4 protein-coding genes are annotated in these 17,926 nt (G+C 41.9%); 2 read left to right on the top strand and 2 right to left on the bottom strand.

Translation table 11 applies throughout. The features are described from left to right. Positions 1 to 32 precede the first annotated feature (32 nt). Together ACSLUF_RS09705 and ACSLUF_RS09700 are read right to left on the bottom strand one after the other, a co-directional pair. Positions 33 to 677 (bottom strand): response regulator transcription factor, encoded by a 645-nt coding sequence (locus tag ACSLUF_RS09705; RefSeq protein WP_435622585.1) that lies wholly within the window; start codon positions 675 to 677, stop codon positions 33 to 35. A 663-nt stretch (positions 678 to 1,340) separates the two neighbouring features. Continuing rightward, on the bottom strand, positions 1,341 to 2,468 hold the full coding sequence (locus ACSLUF_RS09700; RefSeq protein ID WP_435622584.1) for a cell envelope biogenesis protein OmpA: 1,128 nt from the start codon (positions 2,466 to 2,468) through the stop codon (positions 1,341 to 1,343). A gap of 347 nt (positions 2,469 to 2,815) precedes the next feature. Here ACSLUF_RS09700 and katG point away from each other — a divergent pair, with 347 nt between their 5' ends. Both katG and ACSLUF_RS09690 read left to right on the top strand, forming a co-directional pair. Further along, on the top strand, positions 2,816 to 5,011 hold the full coding sequence (katG, locus tag ACSLUF_RS09695) for a catalase/peroxidase HPI (protein WP_435622583.1): 2,196 nt from the start codon (positions 2,816 to 2,818) through the stop codon (positions 5,009 to 5,011). Positions 5,012 to 5,380: 369 nt separating this feature from the next. Then, positions 5,381 to 17,737 (top strand): T9SS type B sorting domain-containing protein, encoded by a 12,357-nt coding sequence (locus ACSLUF_RS09690; protein ID WP_435622582.1) that lies wholly within the window; start codon positions 5,381 to 5,383, stop codon positions 17,735 to 17,737. The last annotated feature ends 189 nt before the right edge of the window (positions 17,738 to 17,926 follow it).

Here is a 17,926-nt window from a genome sequence, read left to right as displayed (position 1 = left end):
GGGATTTTTTTTGGACTAATTCAAAGTGGGTATTATGCGGCATTTAGTCGTTGGACCTCGAGCTCTCTAAGTTTTTCAAGAGCTTCAGATTTTGAGTTTACATTGAGCTTTACATAGATATTCTGGATATGGAAATTGACCGCACTGGGAGTTACACAAAGCCTATCCGCAATCATTTTATAAGTAAAGCCCTGGGTTAACAGCTCAATAATTTGATTCTCCTTTTTTGAAAAGGAATCAAAAGATTTTTTCTGGAAGGAACTGATCACTTTTTTCAGGATATCATGCTCCATGATTACGCCATGTTCTTCCAAGGAATGTAACGCATTCAGAAAACGCTCCTTGTTCATGGGTTTGGTCAAATAGCCGTTTGCCCCCTTTTTAAAAGCCTCCTTGACCAAACCAAAATCGTTTTCATGGCTCATGATCAATACTTTGATATGATTTTTAAGTTTTCTTAGATAATCAATACCATCGATTCCGGAAATACCTTGAAGAGAAGCCTCACATATAACAATATCAGGATTCAGCTTTCCAAAATGGGATAAAAGCTCATTTATGGATTTGTAGAGCCCCATAAGTTTGAATTGGGGATGCTCCGATAAAAAGTGGTTATACGCTAAGTGTAGTTTTTCGTCATGGTCTATGATGATAATTTTTGTTTGTAATTCTTTCATGATACAAATAGATTATGGGGGTTATCTGTTTTCTCATTCTCTGACTCATTGAGTCTAGACAATAGGATACCTGCCTTTAGTGTGGACTAGTCCTCATCACCCTTCAACATATGTTGAAAAAAGGCAATGAGTGACCAGTCCTTGAACTAAGGATACGTATTCTGATTGCTATGCAATTACAGAATCACTGTTCAGTCAAAATATGTAATAAAGATTTAGTTGAGGAGAATCACTTTCGCTGTCGAAAATGATTTTTTAAGAGTTGCAATTTTTTCATAGAATAATAAGATTTGGGTTAGTACTATTTCAAAAATTAAATTACACTTTTTTTTATTCGGTATTGTTCAATTGTAGAAATTTTCGTTCAAATGCACACTGGTTTTACCGCTTTTTTTCGATTAATATTTGAAAAATAAATTTTCAAAAAACTGTAAATCAAATATTTAAACAGAAAATAGGATGTCGACTAAGACATCCTATTCTATTTTGAAAAAATCGGTCAGATTGAAATAGTACAACCCGTTTTCTATGATAAAACTGCCTTTTCCCCTGTCCTTTTATTGGCTATGGACTCTATTTTTCGGCAATTTTGGATATCAAATAACCCCCAGGTAGCTGACCGATTTTATTTTTCAATTACCTTGTTTACTCTTTAAAAGAGTATTAATCTTCGAAGGCGCCAGCAAACTCTGCAGATGATTCATTGTTGGCTACAGCAGTATTTTCAGATTTTTTCTTGCCATAGGAAACGACATATTGTGAGATAGTACTGTTTTCACCTCGGTTAGAAACCACATATCCGGTATCCTTATCAAGGTTTAAAGCAATACTGTAATCATCTTTGTTGCTATTGATATGTCCACCAAGATTTATGGAAGCAGTAAGACTGTTTTTGGCAACTTGAGTAGCATATAGGTCCAACCCTCCGTATCCTTTGCGTCCTGCAGAAGCAAAGAAAAGCAAGGTTCCGTTGTATAGGTTAGGGTACAATTCGTCTTCTTTGGTATTTACCTTAGGGCCAAGATTTTTAACTACACCAAGTCTTCCCTTTGCACTAATATCAACCACATAGATATCATATTTGCCATAACTTCCTTTCATATTGGAAGCAAAAAACAAACGCTTTCCATCTTCAGATATGGTTGGGTGCTTGGCGGAAGCATATTTTGGGCATACATCAATTTTGGTAGCATTTTTCCATTTACCATTGATGTTTTCAACTCTGAAAATCTCGTGTACCAATTCCTTTTTTGAAAAAACACCGTACAAAGGTTTTTGGTAGGTGGCTTTGCTGAAGTAAGCCGTCTGACCATCTTGGGTTACCGTCATGGAAGGCATATATCCATCCAAGGTGGACAATTTTCCTTTCATTTTGGCCTGCTTTCCATTGAAAGCAATATTACCATTTAAGGTTTGACCGGCATAGTGGGATTGGATATGCTCATCCCATATCTTTTTTTGTGCATCTTGAACAGCACTTCCAGTTTGTTTTTGGGCAAATGCAAGCAAACCTTTGTAGTCCATACCTTTAACGGAGAACTCAGAGGTATTAAGCAATTTTTCATACCAAAAAATAGCGGTTTCATAGTTTCCAGCTAGAAATTGAGCATTTCCAAGGTCCTGAAAGATTTCAATCTCGGAATACCCTTGTTTTAGTAGGTCAAGATAATCTTCAACTCGCTGGTCGTTTCCTTGTTGAATCTGACTTTTAAAATCGCTTTGCGCATTTAAGGCGAAGGATACAATAAAACTTAAAATAAGAACTGATTTGTAGGTAGTTGAATGTGTCATGATATTCGATTTGGGGGTTAACACATTACAAAGTTGGAGAAAGAAAATGAGGGAATACTTATGAATTTTTCATAGGTTTTTACGTTAATCGACGAAAAATTACCGTTCAACGAATAAATTTTGGTTGAGGTCGAGGTGGTTTCGACTGAAAATCATGATTTTAGTTCATTTATCGAATAAATAATGCCGTTCATCTAAACGCTTCTATTTGTAGCCGGAAAATGGAAAATTCAAGAGAGCCTATAAAGTGAACCAATAAAAAAATAAGTTTTATTAATGAGCAGTATACTTTTTGATGAATTAAGGATTGTACTTTTAACCTGAACAAAATCAATTAATCTATCAAAATGGATAATAAAACACATTCCAATGGAGACCCAAGCATGTGTCCTTTCCTAAATGGAGAGTTGAATCAAGCAGCTGGGGGTGGAACTACGAATCGGGATTGGTGGCCCAATTCCCTTAATCTTAATATTCTACGTCAGCATTCCAACTTGGCTGACCCAATGGATGAGGATTTCAATTATGCAGAAGAATTCAAGAAGTTGGACTTAGAAGCCGTGAAGAAAGACCTTCACGATTTAATGACCGACAGTAAGGAATGGTGGCCAGCAGATTACGGTCATTATGGACCATTTTTTATCCGTATGGCGTGGCATGCAGCAGGAACCTACCGTATTTCCGATGGTAGAGGAGGGGGAGGTACAGGCGCCCAGCGCTTTGCACCCCTTAATAGCTGGCCCGATAATGCCAACTTAGACAAGGCTCGTCTACTTTTATGGCCCATTAAGCAGAAATACGGAAAGAAAATTTCTTGGGCGGACTTGTTGATTTTGACAGGAAATGTAGCCCATGAAAGTATGGGATTGCCTATGTATGGCTTTGCAGGAGGACGCGAAGATATTTGGCAGCCGGAAGAAGATATATACTGGGGATTAGAGAAAGAATGGTTGGGAAACAAAGAGCGCTACGCTGACAATGGTGAATTGGAACGTACCGTAGGTGCAGTTCATATGGGGCTTATCTATGTAAACCCTGAAGGACCCAATGCTAATCCTGACCCGGTATTGGCAGCTCATGATATTCGAGAGACTTTTGGGCGTATGGCCATGAACGATTACGAAACTGTGGCGCTAATTGCAGGAGGACACACTTTTGGGAAAACCCATGGAGCTGCTAGTGATGCCGAATTTGTTGAAGCTGAGCCGGCCGGTGCTTCTATTGAGATGCAAAGCATGGGTTGGAAAAACAACTTCGGTACAGGAAAAGGTTCCGATACCATTACCTCAGGACTTGAAGGAGCATGGACCGAGACCCCAACCCAGTGGAGCCATAAGTTTTTTGAAAATCTTTTCAAATATGAATGGGAATTGACCAAAAGTCCAGCTGGAGGTCATCAGTGGAAACCTAAGGATGGAGCCGGCGCAGGTACCTTCCCGGATGCACACGACCCGGCGAAGAAGAATGACCCTTTTATGTTGACTACGGACCTTTCCCTACGCTTCGACCCAGAGTATGAAAAAATCTCACGTCATTTCCTGGAGAACCCAGAGGACTTTAAAGAAGCGTATCAACAGGCATGGTTTAAGTTGACTCACCGCGATATGGGACCGATTTCAAGATATCTTGGACCTGAGGTGCCAAAGGAGGCATCTATTTGGATGGACCCAATTCCGGAAGTAGACCACGAATTAATCAACGAAAGCGACATAGCTGCATTAAAGGAAACCATATCGAATTCTGGACTATCCATCTCTCAATTGGTCTCTACAGCTTGGGCTTCCGCTTCCACTTTCAGAGGTTCCGATAAGAGAGGAGGAGCCAATGGTGCACGCGTTCGCCTTGCTCCACAAAAGGATTGGGAGGTAAATAATCCAGAACAACTGGCTAAAGTACTGGAAACCTTGGAAGGTATCAAGGCCGGTTTTGGCAAACCTGTTTCAATTGCCGACCTAATCGTTCTTGGAGGATGTGCAGCAGTAGAAAAAGCAGCCAAAAATGGAGGATTTGACATTACCGTTCCCTTTACTCCTGGTCGTACAGATGCTTCTGCCGAACAGACTGATGCAGAATCTTTTGACGTTTTGGAACCTGTAGCGGATGGATTCCGTAACTACTTAAAAGGAAAATACAGTGTTAAATCCGAGGAGTTGTTAGTAGATAAGGCGCAACTGCTCACTCTTACCGCACCTGAAATGACTGCTTTGGTAGGAGGTATGCGTGTGTTGGATACGAATTGGGATAAATCGCATAATGGAGTGTTCACCCAAAATACTGAAACCTTGTCCAATGACTTTTTTGTGAATCTCTTAAACTTGGGAACTGAATGGAAAGCGATTCAGGATGATGAAGTATTCGAAGGTCACAATAATGGTGAATTGGTAGGTACTGCTACTCGAGTGGATTTAATTTTTGGTTCTAATAGCGAACTGAGAGCCCTTGCAGAGGTATATGGAGCTTCTGATGCCAAAGAGAAATTTGTAAAGGATTTTGTTAAGGCATGGGATAAAGTGATGAACCTAGATCGTTTTGATTTGGCTTAATCCACTTTTTAAATAAATAGAAAAAGGCAGCCATCGGCTGCCTTTTTTGTTTGGCAGGAGAAATTAAATTTTAATCCGATGTAGTTCGAAAATGTTTTCTTAAGTCGTCCGCAATGTATTTGGGTATTTTTTCTGTTTTCTCGCTGAAGGATAGTAAAGGCTTTAAGCAACCTTTTTATATTCAATCTCATTTCATCGGAAAAAGCCTACAGAAAAACGGACCTTTGCCCTTGAAGAACTAGTTTTTATTGGGCCTGACAACAAATTCAGCCATTCTGACAAGACTTCTACGGACACTAACAACAAATATCTGGAAATCACCCTAAAAGGCGCTTTTTTTGTTAGCAATAACTTCAACTTCCACCCCAAATGGACCGAATTATTGACCTATCAAGCAACCCTTTACGCAAGTTGGGCTTGCTTTTTGTGCTTCTTTTTGTCACCTGTTTTGTAAATGCCCAGTTAAGTGATCTTCATTATTTACCACCTTTGAAACAAGGTCAGAATAATGCGGGGATAAGAGAACAAGCGATTTATCTTTCCACACCAGAACCCACCATGTTTACGGTAAATGCATATCAAGGTACAAATGCCACACCCGTAGCAACCTTTAATATTTCCAACGTCAGTCCCGCGGTTTGGACCTTAAGCAATGGGGACAACAATATTATATTGGTAAATAATGCCAATACAGGGGTAGTTTTAAATAATAGTGGTCTTCGTTTTGAATCACCAAGCGGGAATCGATTTTACGTGAATTATAGAGGTAATTCAAATGCACAAGCAGCATCACTCACAGCAAAAGGTAGGCAAGCTTTGGGTACCCGTTTTAAGTGGGGAGGTGTTCCGAATCTTGGAGCACATCCTTCAAAATCCAATACCTTGGGTATCATGGCCACTGAGGACAATACCACGGTACGCCTATTTGGTTATGACCCAGATTGCGAATTTAGAGTAGGGAACAACAGGGCAGGTATAACCGCCAATACATACACGGTTACCCTAGATGCAAATGAATCCTTCGTTTTTGAAACCTACATTGGCAACAGCCCCACTCAAGCCCATGAAGATGGATGGATTGGGGCGACCCTTGAATCCGATAAGGACATTGTGATTAGTAATGGTTCCATCAACTTTGGCCGTCAGGCAGGAGCCAGTAATCGAGATGCGGGTATTGACCAACCCGTGCCTGAGAATAGGTTAGGAAAAGAATATGTTTTCATTCGAGGTAATGGTAATACCAATGGTTCTACCGAATTTCCTTTGGTAATTGCTATAGCTGACAATACTCAAATATTTGTTAATGGTGGCACTACACCCATAGCGACCATCAATAATGGTGAATATTTCCAAGTTCCCAGTACCTACTATTCGGCCAATTCTGTTGGAGCCAATATGCTGCTTCAAACCTCTAAAGATGTTTACGCCTATCAGTGTATGGCTGGAGCAAGCCAAGTCTATACTCAGGGACTCAACTTCGTGGCCCCAGTGAACTGTTTGTTACCTGATGTTATGGATAACATTCCTGACATTAGAAATATGGCCGGTACCACAGTAACTGGTGGAATGACCATTATTGCTGCTGTGAATACTCCTGATTCAAACATTATCGTTACGGATGGAAATGGTGCAGTAACCCTACCCGCATCAAATCCAGTGGCAGGGTCCACTGATTGGAAAACCTTTTATATCCCAAATCTAAATGGCAATGTTAGTGTGAATTCAACAGGGCCGATGGCAGTGGGCTTTTTTGGATTTAATGGAGCCCGTGGGGTTGCAGGTTACTTTTCTGGATTTGATACCTTGCCTGAGGTAACCCTTGAAATTCGGGGAGGAAGCGGCTGTTTTGTGGGTTCTGAAATATTTGAGGCCACTAGCAATAATTTTGATGCTTTTCAGTGGTTTGAAAATGGACAGCCCATACCTGGTGCTAATGGTCCTAGTTATGCCCCAATGGGTGCAGGTGAATTCTTCTTAAGAGGAACTAAAGGCCCTTGTACTTACGATAGTAATGCGATACAAGCATTATATTGTGACCCGGATGTTTTTGTGCAAAAAACAGTGGACAATCCTGAAATTATGGAGGGTGAGACCGCGACTTTCACCATTAGAGTACAAAATTTAGGTTTGGGTCCATTGACCAATCTTCAGATCACCGACGATATCCCAGCGGGATTAAGCTTCGTATCAGCCTTTACTATTACGGGAAGCTGGAGTGGAAATACTTGGAATATTGGCACTTTGGATGGGGGAGACGTCGCTATTTTGGAGTTGGAGGTTCGCGCAGATGAAATAGATACATTACCGCTTTTAAGCTTGACCAATACTGCTACCAATAGTCAAGACCAAGTAGATACCAATTTGACTGAGGATGTGCCCTCTGCCAGAATAATTGTCCATAATGATTTTGACAATGATGGTGTGAATGACACTACTGACTTAGATGATGATAATGATGGGGTTTACGATTCAGATGAGTGTAATACCCTTTTATTTAATATCGCCAATGGCACTTCGCATACCAGCGATTTAATAACTGCGGACGACTACCTAGTTCTTGATATTTTCAGTATCGACAACTCCTTTAATTTACAAATCAATGGAAATGATGTGGCTGGAGAAATTCAGTTTCAAAATGGTGAAGCTGGAAATTCAGTGCTGTTTCCTGATGGAACAGGATATGGTCAAAGCGGCAACCCACAAATTTGGACGCTCACTGGGACTCACGGTAGCCCGTTGTTACGTGTTGTAATAGACCAAGCTGGTCAATTTGAACTTTTCGGAACAAGAACTAATAATGGTCCCTTGGAGCCATTGACATTGAATACTCCTGCGAATGTGGTTTCCTGGAATACCTCTGGGACCAATACTATAAATATTGGACAAGTTGTCGCGGGAACTACGAATATGCAAGGAGCACTGCTCACCGCAGGTTGTGATTCAGATTCAGATGGTTTTCCTAATCATTTGGACCTCGACAGCGATGGGGATGGTTGTAGCGATGCCAACGAATTTTATAAAGATAACAATGCCGACGGTGGTGATGGGGGAGAATATGGCACCGGAGTACCAGCTGTAAATCCTACTGATGGAACAGTTACAGCTGCTTCGTATGTGCAGGTTTTGGCTCCAGAAATTGTTTTAGGCAACACCTCAGAAGATCCGGGAGGAACAGATATAAATGGTCAAGGAGTAAGTTTAGGAGAGACCTTTCAACATGTACTTCGTTTTCAAAATACAGGCGATGACAATGCCATTAACTATACCATAACGGATATTCTGCCATCGAATGTTACCTTGGATAATGTTGATGTTTCCAATGCTTTGGGAACTACATATTCCCATGATGTAAATACCAATACGATAACTTTTCAGGTACCCGATAATCTGGTTGAAATAGGAGACCCACAGTATACCATTCGTATTACCGTGACCATTTCAGGGAACTGTTCTGATTTCATTGATGCCTGTTCTTCGGATTTGCAAAACCAAGCGTATTCCACTTTTCAAGGAGAAACCAACACCAATGTTTTTACAGACCAACCAGGTTCATCCAACTTTCCATGTAACACTACGCCAGAAGTAGCAAACAATAATATTTTAGATGATTTGGCCAACTGTGGCCAAGCTAGAACGGTACAGCTTTGTGGTGATGATGTGGTTTTGACAGCCGGTTCTGGATTCACAACCTATAATTGGGCTATCGATAACAATGGCAATGGTCAAATAGATGGGGGGGATACCATTTTAAATGATGGAGACCCGGACGCTGACCCGAGCACACTTATCGTAACCGATATCGGAAACTATATCGTTGAGAAATCCTCAGGAGGTAGCTGTCCGGATTTAACGGAGTTGATAACCGTAGAACGATTTGGTACTACGCAAACCAATCCGATTATCACATTTTTCAACCAAGTAAACTCCGATGCAAACGCTGACAATGATCTACAAGGTGAAATTGTTACTTGTTCGATTGACGGTAGTCTTTTACCAAAAATATTTTTATGTGGTGAGAATGACGAAGCGACGCTTCAATTGGGAATTACTGATGCAACAAGCATAGTATGGCAACGCTTGGATGAAACGAGTTGTGCTGATGTAGGAGATGATTGTCCAAACACCAATAGCGCTTGTACTTGGAACGATATTGTCACGCAAAACAATTATACCGTAACCGATAGTGGTAAATACCGCGTGGTTATTAATTATCAGAATGGATGTTTTAGCCGTTTTTATTTTGATGTATTCAAGAATACCCTGGATATTCTGCACACCTCTTCTGACATTCTTTGTAGCACCGACGGAAATATTCGCATTACCAATTTGGGAGCAAACTATGGATTTCAATTGGTTGATGCTTCCAATGATAACATTGTTGTACCCTTTTCAGCTGACAACGGTCCTAATTTTGATATTTCTGCCAGCGGAACCTATGTGGTACAAGTAACGCAGTTGAATCCTGCTACAGGTGACCCTATTGCCGGTAGCTGTATTTTTGAAACCGAGGAAATCGGAATATTGGAAAGAAATTTTCAAGTCGATTTAAGCCAAACTCCAGCCGATTGCAACACTCTTGGAAGTATTTCCATACAAGCCTTAAATGTTTTACCCAACTATAGCTACGAGCTTAGATTGGACGATGGTAGCAATGGGGGACAAGGAACATTTATGGATAATCGAGTGGCAACCTCCGATAATACACATACGTTTACTAATGTAAATCCTGGGGACTACATCGTGATTACAACTACGGATGATGGTTGTACGGATACACAAACCATAACGGTGGATGAAATTCCAGAGCTGACCTTGGTGGCATTGACTACCGAAAACATTACCTGTACAGCAGGGATTGTTACCTTGACACCGAACGGAGGTTCTCCAAATCCCGACTATCAAATGGCTATTTGGAGTAAGGACGGAGTGGATTTATATGCAACTCCAGGGGATGTTCCTTTAGCTGCCTTGCAGACAACACCAAACTTCTTGTTTGGTTATCGCGGAACGCCGACTACGTATTTTCCTAATGAAGCGGGTGACTATGAATTCATCGTTTTTGATGACAATGGATGTTTTACCATCTCCAATAGTGTTCGTGTGGATGAACCGGGAGGATTGAATATTTCAGCTACCGATGGAGGGATTGTTTGTGCGGATTCCTCAACAGCCTCTTTGACTGTAGCCGTAACAGGAGGAACCGCGCCTTATCAATATAGCTTGGATGGTGGCACAAACTATCAAAGCAGTGATACCTTTGTGAACCTTCCTGCCGGATTTTATACGATTACCGTCATGGATTCCAGTGGAAGTGGAGGAGGAACAGGCTGTGTTGAGACCTACGATTATGAAATTGTACAACCTTTCGTATTAAATGCTTCACCGGCCATTGTGGAGGATGCTTCGTGCAGCCCAACAGGAGCTAGAGTAAGAATTTTGAATGCAAGTGGGGGACAGGCACCTTACGAATATAGTTTTGATGGTGGAGCTAATTTCGGCGCCAGCAACGAAAGAAATTTGGCACCCGGCAACTATCAATTAGTACTGAGAGATGCTTTGGGTTGTACCCATGATATGGATTTGACGGTGCCTAATGTGGTAGCAGATCCAAATTTGAGTACTGCAATTGATTACGCTTGTGATGGAACAGCTTCTATTACGGTTTCCACATCGAATACAACGGATTTTACCTATACCTATAGCCTTAATGGTACGCCCAACACTCCTGCAAATAATAATGTATTTATTGGTGTAACGGATGGTAGTCAAACGATTACCGTTGGGTACTCCAGCAGCATTGCACCGAATCAAAGTACTATTTTCTTTGAAGATTTTGGAGCGGGTCCAACAACCCAAATTGCAGAGGTTGGCACTGATTATTGCTATGAACCCCAAGATGGTTCTGTTACAATGTGCAACAGAGGTCCCGCCGGTATTTTGGTAAATGGGGAATATACGGTAACCAACTTTGTTACCAATCCGGTTCCATTTTGGACAAGTCCACAGGACCATACCGGGTTAACCAATGGTAGATTTTTGGCGATAGATGTAAGTACCTTTTCCGATACGGGTAGTCCTGTCTTGAATTCTATTCTTTGGGCAAAAAGGGATTTAGAGGTACTGCCTAATGAGGAAATTGAATTGAGTTTTTGGGCCTATAACCTAATGAACCTGACAGGCGTAGGTAACAATCCTGAAGTACTGGTTGAAATTTTTGATAATACGGGTACCTTGATTCATAGCGAAGTGGCACCAGAGATTCCAAAGAATACAGGTGATACGGATTGGCACAATCGTACCATTACCTTTAATCCTGGCACCAATACGGATATTGATATCGTTTTTAGGTCCAATGTGAATAGCAATGATGGGAACGATTTGATTTTAGATGATATTCAAGTGGTACAATCTCCGGAGATATGCGAAAAAACACAGGATATCATTGTTGTGGTTGAGCCCGACCGAGCTTTTGCTAGCCAGTTATTGAGTGTCACCGACCCAACTTGTAACGGTGCTACCGATGGGACCATACGTTTTGAGGTCTCTAATTTTGATGCCGTTGCCGGATTTGAATACTCATTAGATGGTGGAACAACATGGATTGCGGAAACCGCTTCTCCAGTCACTACGGCAGCAAGCTTAGGTGACGGAACCTATACGGTACAAGTACGAAAGGCAGACGACAACACCTGTACGTCAAGTTTTGGAGCTACGTTGACACAACCAACAGCCTTGGTACCAGCACTGAACCTTACGGCCCAATTCACTTGTTTTAATACTGGCGCTACTCTGGAAGCTTCTGCGACAGGTGGAAGTCCAGCATACGAATATCAATTGGAAGATACGGTTGGTGGTATTGCTGTTTCCTACCAAAGCAGTGCAACGTTTACTAATGTTGCTGCAGGGGGTTATTTGGTTCGAGTGCGCGATAACAACGGATGTTCCGAAATCACAACAACACCGGTTACAGTCACAGCACCTGATACAATTACATTCACTACTTCGTCAACAGCTTGTTATGATGGTTCCAACAATGCAACCATAACAGCAAGCGTGACGTCAGGAAATGGTGATTATACTTTTAGAATAAATGGTGGAGCATGGCAGGCCCCAACACCTACTACGGATACCAATTTTACCTTCTCCAATCTAGCAGATGGCACTTATACCATAGAGGTTTCGGATGTTCTAGGATGTGTTTCAGCTGTTGAAACTGTGTTGATTGCGCCGGTACTATCGGCCCAAGTGGATGTCGTTGACGTGACCAGTTGTGGAAATGGAAGTATTACTGTAACCCCTACTGGTGGGGATGGCAGTTATTCCTATGCTTTCTTAACCACGGGTTCAACAGTGTCCGATTCTGATTTCGCGGCAGCAAATTCCATGGTAATCACAGCAGGGATAACAGGAGGATATGATGTTTATGTTAGGGACAATTCAGGCTCAGCCCCCTATTGTCAATATATGGAAACGGTTACCGTAAACAGTGCCCCGACGCTAGCGTTTGGCACAACTGCAACAGACCCCGAATGTCATGATGGAACAGGTTCCATTGCCATGAACATCACCGCTGGTGATGGTCCGTATACCATACAGATTATTGATTTGGATAATGCGGGTGCTTCGGACCAAACGGTTACGAATGTCCTGACCACTACCTATGAGTTTTTCAATCTGCTTCCTGGGGATTACACCATTACCATAACTGATGCATACGGTTGTAGTTTGAGTGACACTCCTGTTACTATAAACAATCCCGATGAATTGGTAGGGACCGTGGTTGGCGTTACACCGACCTCTTGTGGTGGACCCATTACGGACTTTGGTTTTGATATTACGGGATATCCATCAACTATCGGTACTGTAGAGTTCAGTGACGACGGTGGAGTAACATGGCAGACTTCTGACCAATTTAGAGGGTATATTTCCGGCGCGACTGTTTTCCCTTCTTTGAGAACGGTAGATGGATCCGGAAATACCATTTGTCAGACCGATTTAGCTCCGTTTGTGATTCCATTCCCATTGGATGACTTGGATATCACCATTTCGGCCTTAGTTGTGAACTGTAATGAGCTGCAAGTAACGGTACAAGGTTCCGAAGGAACACCGAATTATCAATACACTTATTCAGAAGATGATTCAACATTCGACCCATTGGCACCAACCATACCTTGGAGCACGCCAGCCTTGGATGCAGTTACTCCTTATATGTTTACTGGACTGGTTCCAGGGCGCACTTATACGTTTTATGTTCAGGATGCTGTAGGTTGTGTAAGGCAAAGTAATGTCAATGTCAACGATTTAATCACCCAACCTTTAGGTATTACTTCAACCGCTACCCCTTCATGTAATGGGAGTACCAATGGTAGTATTACCTATACCATTGTGGAAAACACGGTTTCTCCAGGGTCGGAAATGCAATGGTCATTTTATAATGTGGCTACGGGAACCTCGGTTTTGGTAAGTGATAGCGGAGGCAATGTGCCTTTTTCAGCACCGCAGACCCTAACGTTCAATAGTTTGGGAGCAGGGAATTATTTCTTGGAAGTGACTAAGATGGACGGTGCTGTAGCTAGTTGTATCAGCGCATCCGAAAATGAGTTGTTGGAAGAGTTGGACATGTTGACTGGAACGCCTGCTGTGCTTCAAGATATTGCTTGTGACAGACCCGGACTTATTGAAATTCCAGATATTTCAGGTGGGGGAGGTACTTATAGCTATACGGTTACAGGTCCAGCCCCTTTTGTAACGATTTCAGGAACCTTGGACAACCCCATTGAAATTCCTGCCAACTCTCCATCTGGAACCTATTCTATTACGGTGAGTGACCAGTACAGTTGTTCTGCTAGTTTGGGTAGCGTGAATCTGAATCTAGCACCAAACCCAACGATAGATGCCATTGCAGTGGCGAATTGTGATGTTCAAGCAGATATTACGATAACAGCAAGTAGTTTGGCTGCCCAAATTTTCTATTCGATCGATGGAGGAGCAAATTATTTGGATAACGGAGGGGTTTTCAATAATGTAGCTCCAGGAACGTATACCGTAAGCATTGTCGATAGCAATGGTTGTACGGATACAGATACGGTTACTGTACATCCACAGTTACAGGCTAACGCTTCGTTAGCAGAAGTTCTTGGATGTGGTGCAGGAAATGAAGCAGAAATACTGATAGAGGTAACCAGTGGTTCAACCAACTATGATTATCAAGTAGTGGGAACTTTGGGCACCTTGGTGTCAAGACAAGCATTGGCGGCAAATCCAACTACGGTTTTGGCTACCGTTGCTGACACCTATACCGTAACGGTGTATGACAACAACACTTCTGGTCCTGAATGCTCAAGAACTTTTACCGTTGAGGTTCCGCCAGCGCTTACCCCAAGTTTTGTACCTACTCCTACCGATGTTAGTTGTTCTGGCGCAAATGATGGTATAATAGCTATTGTAGAAAACAACACTGGTATTAGCCCGTTGACATATACCCTAAATCCAAATGTGGCTACATTCAATGCGACCACCAACAGTTTTGAAAACCTTCCTCCAGATACCTATGAGATAACAGCAACTGGGCAAAATGGATGTACAACGACCATTAGCAATATTCAAGTGAATGAACCTAATACCATTACATTTGATCCCGTTGTAGTTTCTCCCTTTGGATGTACTACTGGAAATGCAGTCAATTTGGCTACCATTACCATAGACGAAACCAGTATTGCTGGAGGAAGTAGCACCTACATTAGGTATGAGTTTATTGATAATACCACTCTTAGTGTACTTCAAACGGGAACAAACCCAGTATACACTCGTCCAGAGTATACCGGAGTAGATGTATTGGTTAGGGTAGTGGATTCCAATGGATGTTCAGCACAGGAGGTGGTTAATATCCCAGCGTTTGATGAATTATTAAGTGCATCAATTACTGTGGATGACCCTATAAGTTGTTCAAACCTTGGAGAAGATATTTCTATTGATGTAACCGGAAGTCTAACCAACTTTGGTTCACATCCCGGTAATTATGAGTTCAGACAATTACCATCTACGGTATACCAGGCTTCTAATGTATTTTCCGATCTTCCAGCGGGCAATCATACTTTCGGAATACGCAACGTGAATACCGGATGTGAATTAACCATTAATCACGTCGTTGATGAACCCAATACATTTGACGTTATTGTTGAAAAACTGGCAGATGCCGTTTGTTTTGGTGATACAGGAAGTATTCGACTTACTTTGGTGGATGCCACCTATGTTGCTGGATTTACATGGAATATTTATGACACCAATGGTACCCCTACGGACCGAACGGATGATGGTCCTGCAATATTGACTGGAACTTCGGCCAATGTGGGTCCAACAGGAGCTATAAACGTCCCTGGCGGTGATTATTTAGTTGAGGTGGTACAGGATGCTTTCCCGGATTGTACCCAGGTTAGGGCATTTAGCATTACCACGCCTTCAGCACCTATCACATTGAATCCTGTCGATTTAACTGGAGTGGGTTGTACAAATGATCAAGGAAGCGCTTTGGTTGCTCCAGCAGGTGGAGTAGGGCCATACACCATTGCGCTTACTCATAACGGCACGGCCGTGACCACTACGGTAAACTCCGTGAATAGTCATCTCTTCCAAAACTTGACTGCTGGTCAATATTCCATCAGCATTACAGATAATTTAGGATGTACCGTTCCATTCCCCAATGAGTTTGAACTCCTATTGCCAGACCCAATTACGGCATCCATAGCAAATACTAATTTGGTTTGCCAGGGTGATACGGATGCCTCGGTAACGGTTACGGTCAATCCAAGAAATGTGGTAGCTACGTATCGCTATATTTTAAATACCTATAATGATGCAGTTGGTTCCGTTCTATTGAGTAGCTCTACCTCTCAATCAGGGGCTAACTTTGATAATTTGGGCGCTGGTTTCTACAATGTTACTGTCTTGGATGATACGAACTGTACGTTCGAAACTAATATTGTTGAAATCATAGAACCTTCCGATGTAGATGCCTTATTGGTAACCAATCAAACTCTGGGATGTAACACCAATGCAGAATTGTTATTGGTGGCTTCCGGTGGGACCGCACCCTATACTTGGAGTATTGATGGAATCACCTTTAATGCCATGAATGAAACGGTGATAACAGACACGCATTTATTTACCAATGTTCCCGTAGGAAACTATCAGTACTACATAAGGGACAGCTTTAATTGTGTTTCTACCATTTCAAATGAAGTAAGTCTCGAACCGATTGAAACGTTGACCGTCACCTTGGATACTTCGGCTGCGTCGGTGAATTGCAATGGTGAAAGCAATGCCTTGATAGCCGCTGACGCAAACGGAGGTCTTGGAAACTATCAATATGCCCTATTTACGGATTTGGCTTTGACCAATGAAGTGCGTCCTAACCAAACAACCGGTACATTTATTGCTTTGCCCGTGGGGACCTATTATGTCAGGGTGCAAAGTGGGGATTGTCAAGTTATTTCAGAAGAAGTAATCGTTGATGAGCCAGAAGTATTGATTGTTACACCTACCATAGTGGATATTAGCTGTTCCGGTGCAGAAGATGGAAGTATTTCACTGGACGTTCAGGGTGGAACAGGAAATTACCTGTATGCCATTTCACCAAATCTGAATCAATTTGAATCAGAGAATACCTTCGATGAATTGGCTCCTGGCAGCTATCAGGTAATCGTTCAGGATGAAAACGGTTGTTTTGAATTGGTTGAGTTTGATATAACTGAACCTCAGGCCTTAGATGTAGTTTCTACAGTGACCGATGAAATTTGTTTTGATAGCAGTGACGGAACGATTTCTCTGCAGATTTCTGGAGGAACAGCACCCTATTTTACTGCTTTGAACAGCAATATGGATGCAGATTTTGTTCAAGATATAACTGAATACAACGACCTGCCCAGTGGAACCCATGTCGTTTTTGTACGGGATGCCAATGGTTGTGAATACTCTGAAGTATTTGAAGTTCAGAATGGTGTTGATCTTGAGGGCGCGGTTGAGGTGATATACCAATGTGATGGAAATGGATTCACTTCCAACAGTATTCAAGTAGTGTTGAATGATGATACCGTTACCAACGATGTATTGTACGGTTTGGATACCAGTGATACCTCTTTGATGCAATTGGAACCTACTTTCGAAAACCTATCGGGAGGCGAGCATTTTGTTACCGTAGTGCATAATAATGGATGTGTAAATACCCTTACCTTTAATGTTGAGATTTTTGAACAACTGACTTTAGAGCTAAGGGAAGGTGAAATCAATCAGATAGATGCTTTGGCCACTGGTGGTTCTGGTAATTACAGTTTTAGCATCAACGATGGCCCATCTGGAATTGAAGATACTTTCTACATCAGGGAAACCGCAGTATATACCGTTACGGTTACTGATGAGAATGGTTGTAGCATCAGCCAGGAGATTTTTATGGAGTTCATAGATATTGAAATTCCAAAATTCTTTACGCCTGATGGTGATGGACAGAACGATACCTGGGCTCCTGATAATATTGAGCAGTATCCCAACATTTTCATTAAGATATTTGACCGATATGGAAGAGCCCTATTCTTCTTTAATGGTAACCAAGATAGTTGGGACGGCATGTACCAGCTTCAGGATTTGCCCACGGGAGATTATTGGTATATTATCCGTTTGAATGGAGAACAGGACCAACGGGAATTTGTAGGTCACTTTACCTTGTATCGATAGCAGCTGGATTTGACCGTGATATACTATTGATGGAATTGCTGATTTAAATAGGAGAGGGGTAATGGAAGTGCTATCTGGCTATTTATAGCAAGTCTAGACTGAATAAATCAATCGCTTCAGATTTTCCCCTGAGATTCAGGTCGCCAATTTTCTTGGCTATATCCTGAATCTTGGGGGATAACTTTTCAA

It is taken from the genome of Flagellimonas sp. (assembly GCF_965601775.1).
GTDB lineage: Bacteria > Bacteroidota > Bacteroidia > Flavobacteriales > Flavobacteriaceae > Flagellimonas.
The sequence above is the reverse complement of the archived record's forward strand: the minus strand, read 5'-3'. Positions and strand labels throughout refer to the sequence as shown.

Excerpts from the sequence above, each read along its gene's own strand:
- ACSLUF_RS09700 (WP_435622584.1), bottom strand. The coding sequence starts at position 2,468 with ATGACACATTCAACTACCTACAAATCAGTTCTTATTTTAAGTTTTATT.
- katG (WP_435622583.1), top strand. The coding sequence starts at position 2,816 with ATGGATAATAAAACACATTCCAATGGAGACCCAAGCATGTGTCCTTTC.
- ACSLUF_RS09690 (WP_435622582.1), top strand. The coding sequence starts at position 5,381 with ATGGACCGAATTATTGACCTATCAAGCAACCCTTTACGCAAGTTGGGC.
- ACSLUF_RS09705 (WP_435622585.1), bottom strand. The coding sequence starts at position 677 with ATGAAAGAATTACAAACAAAAATTATCATCATAGACCATGACGAAAAA.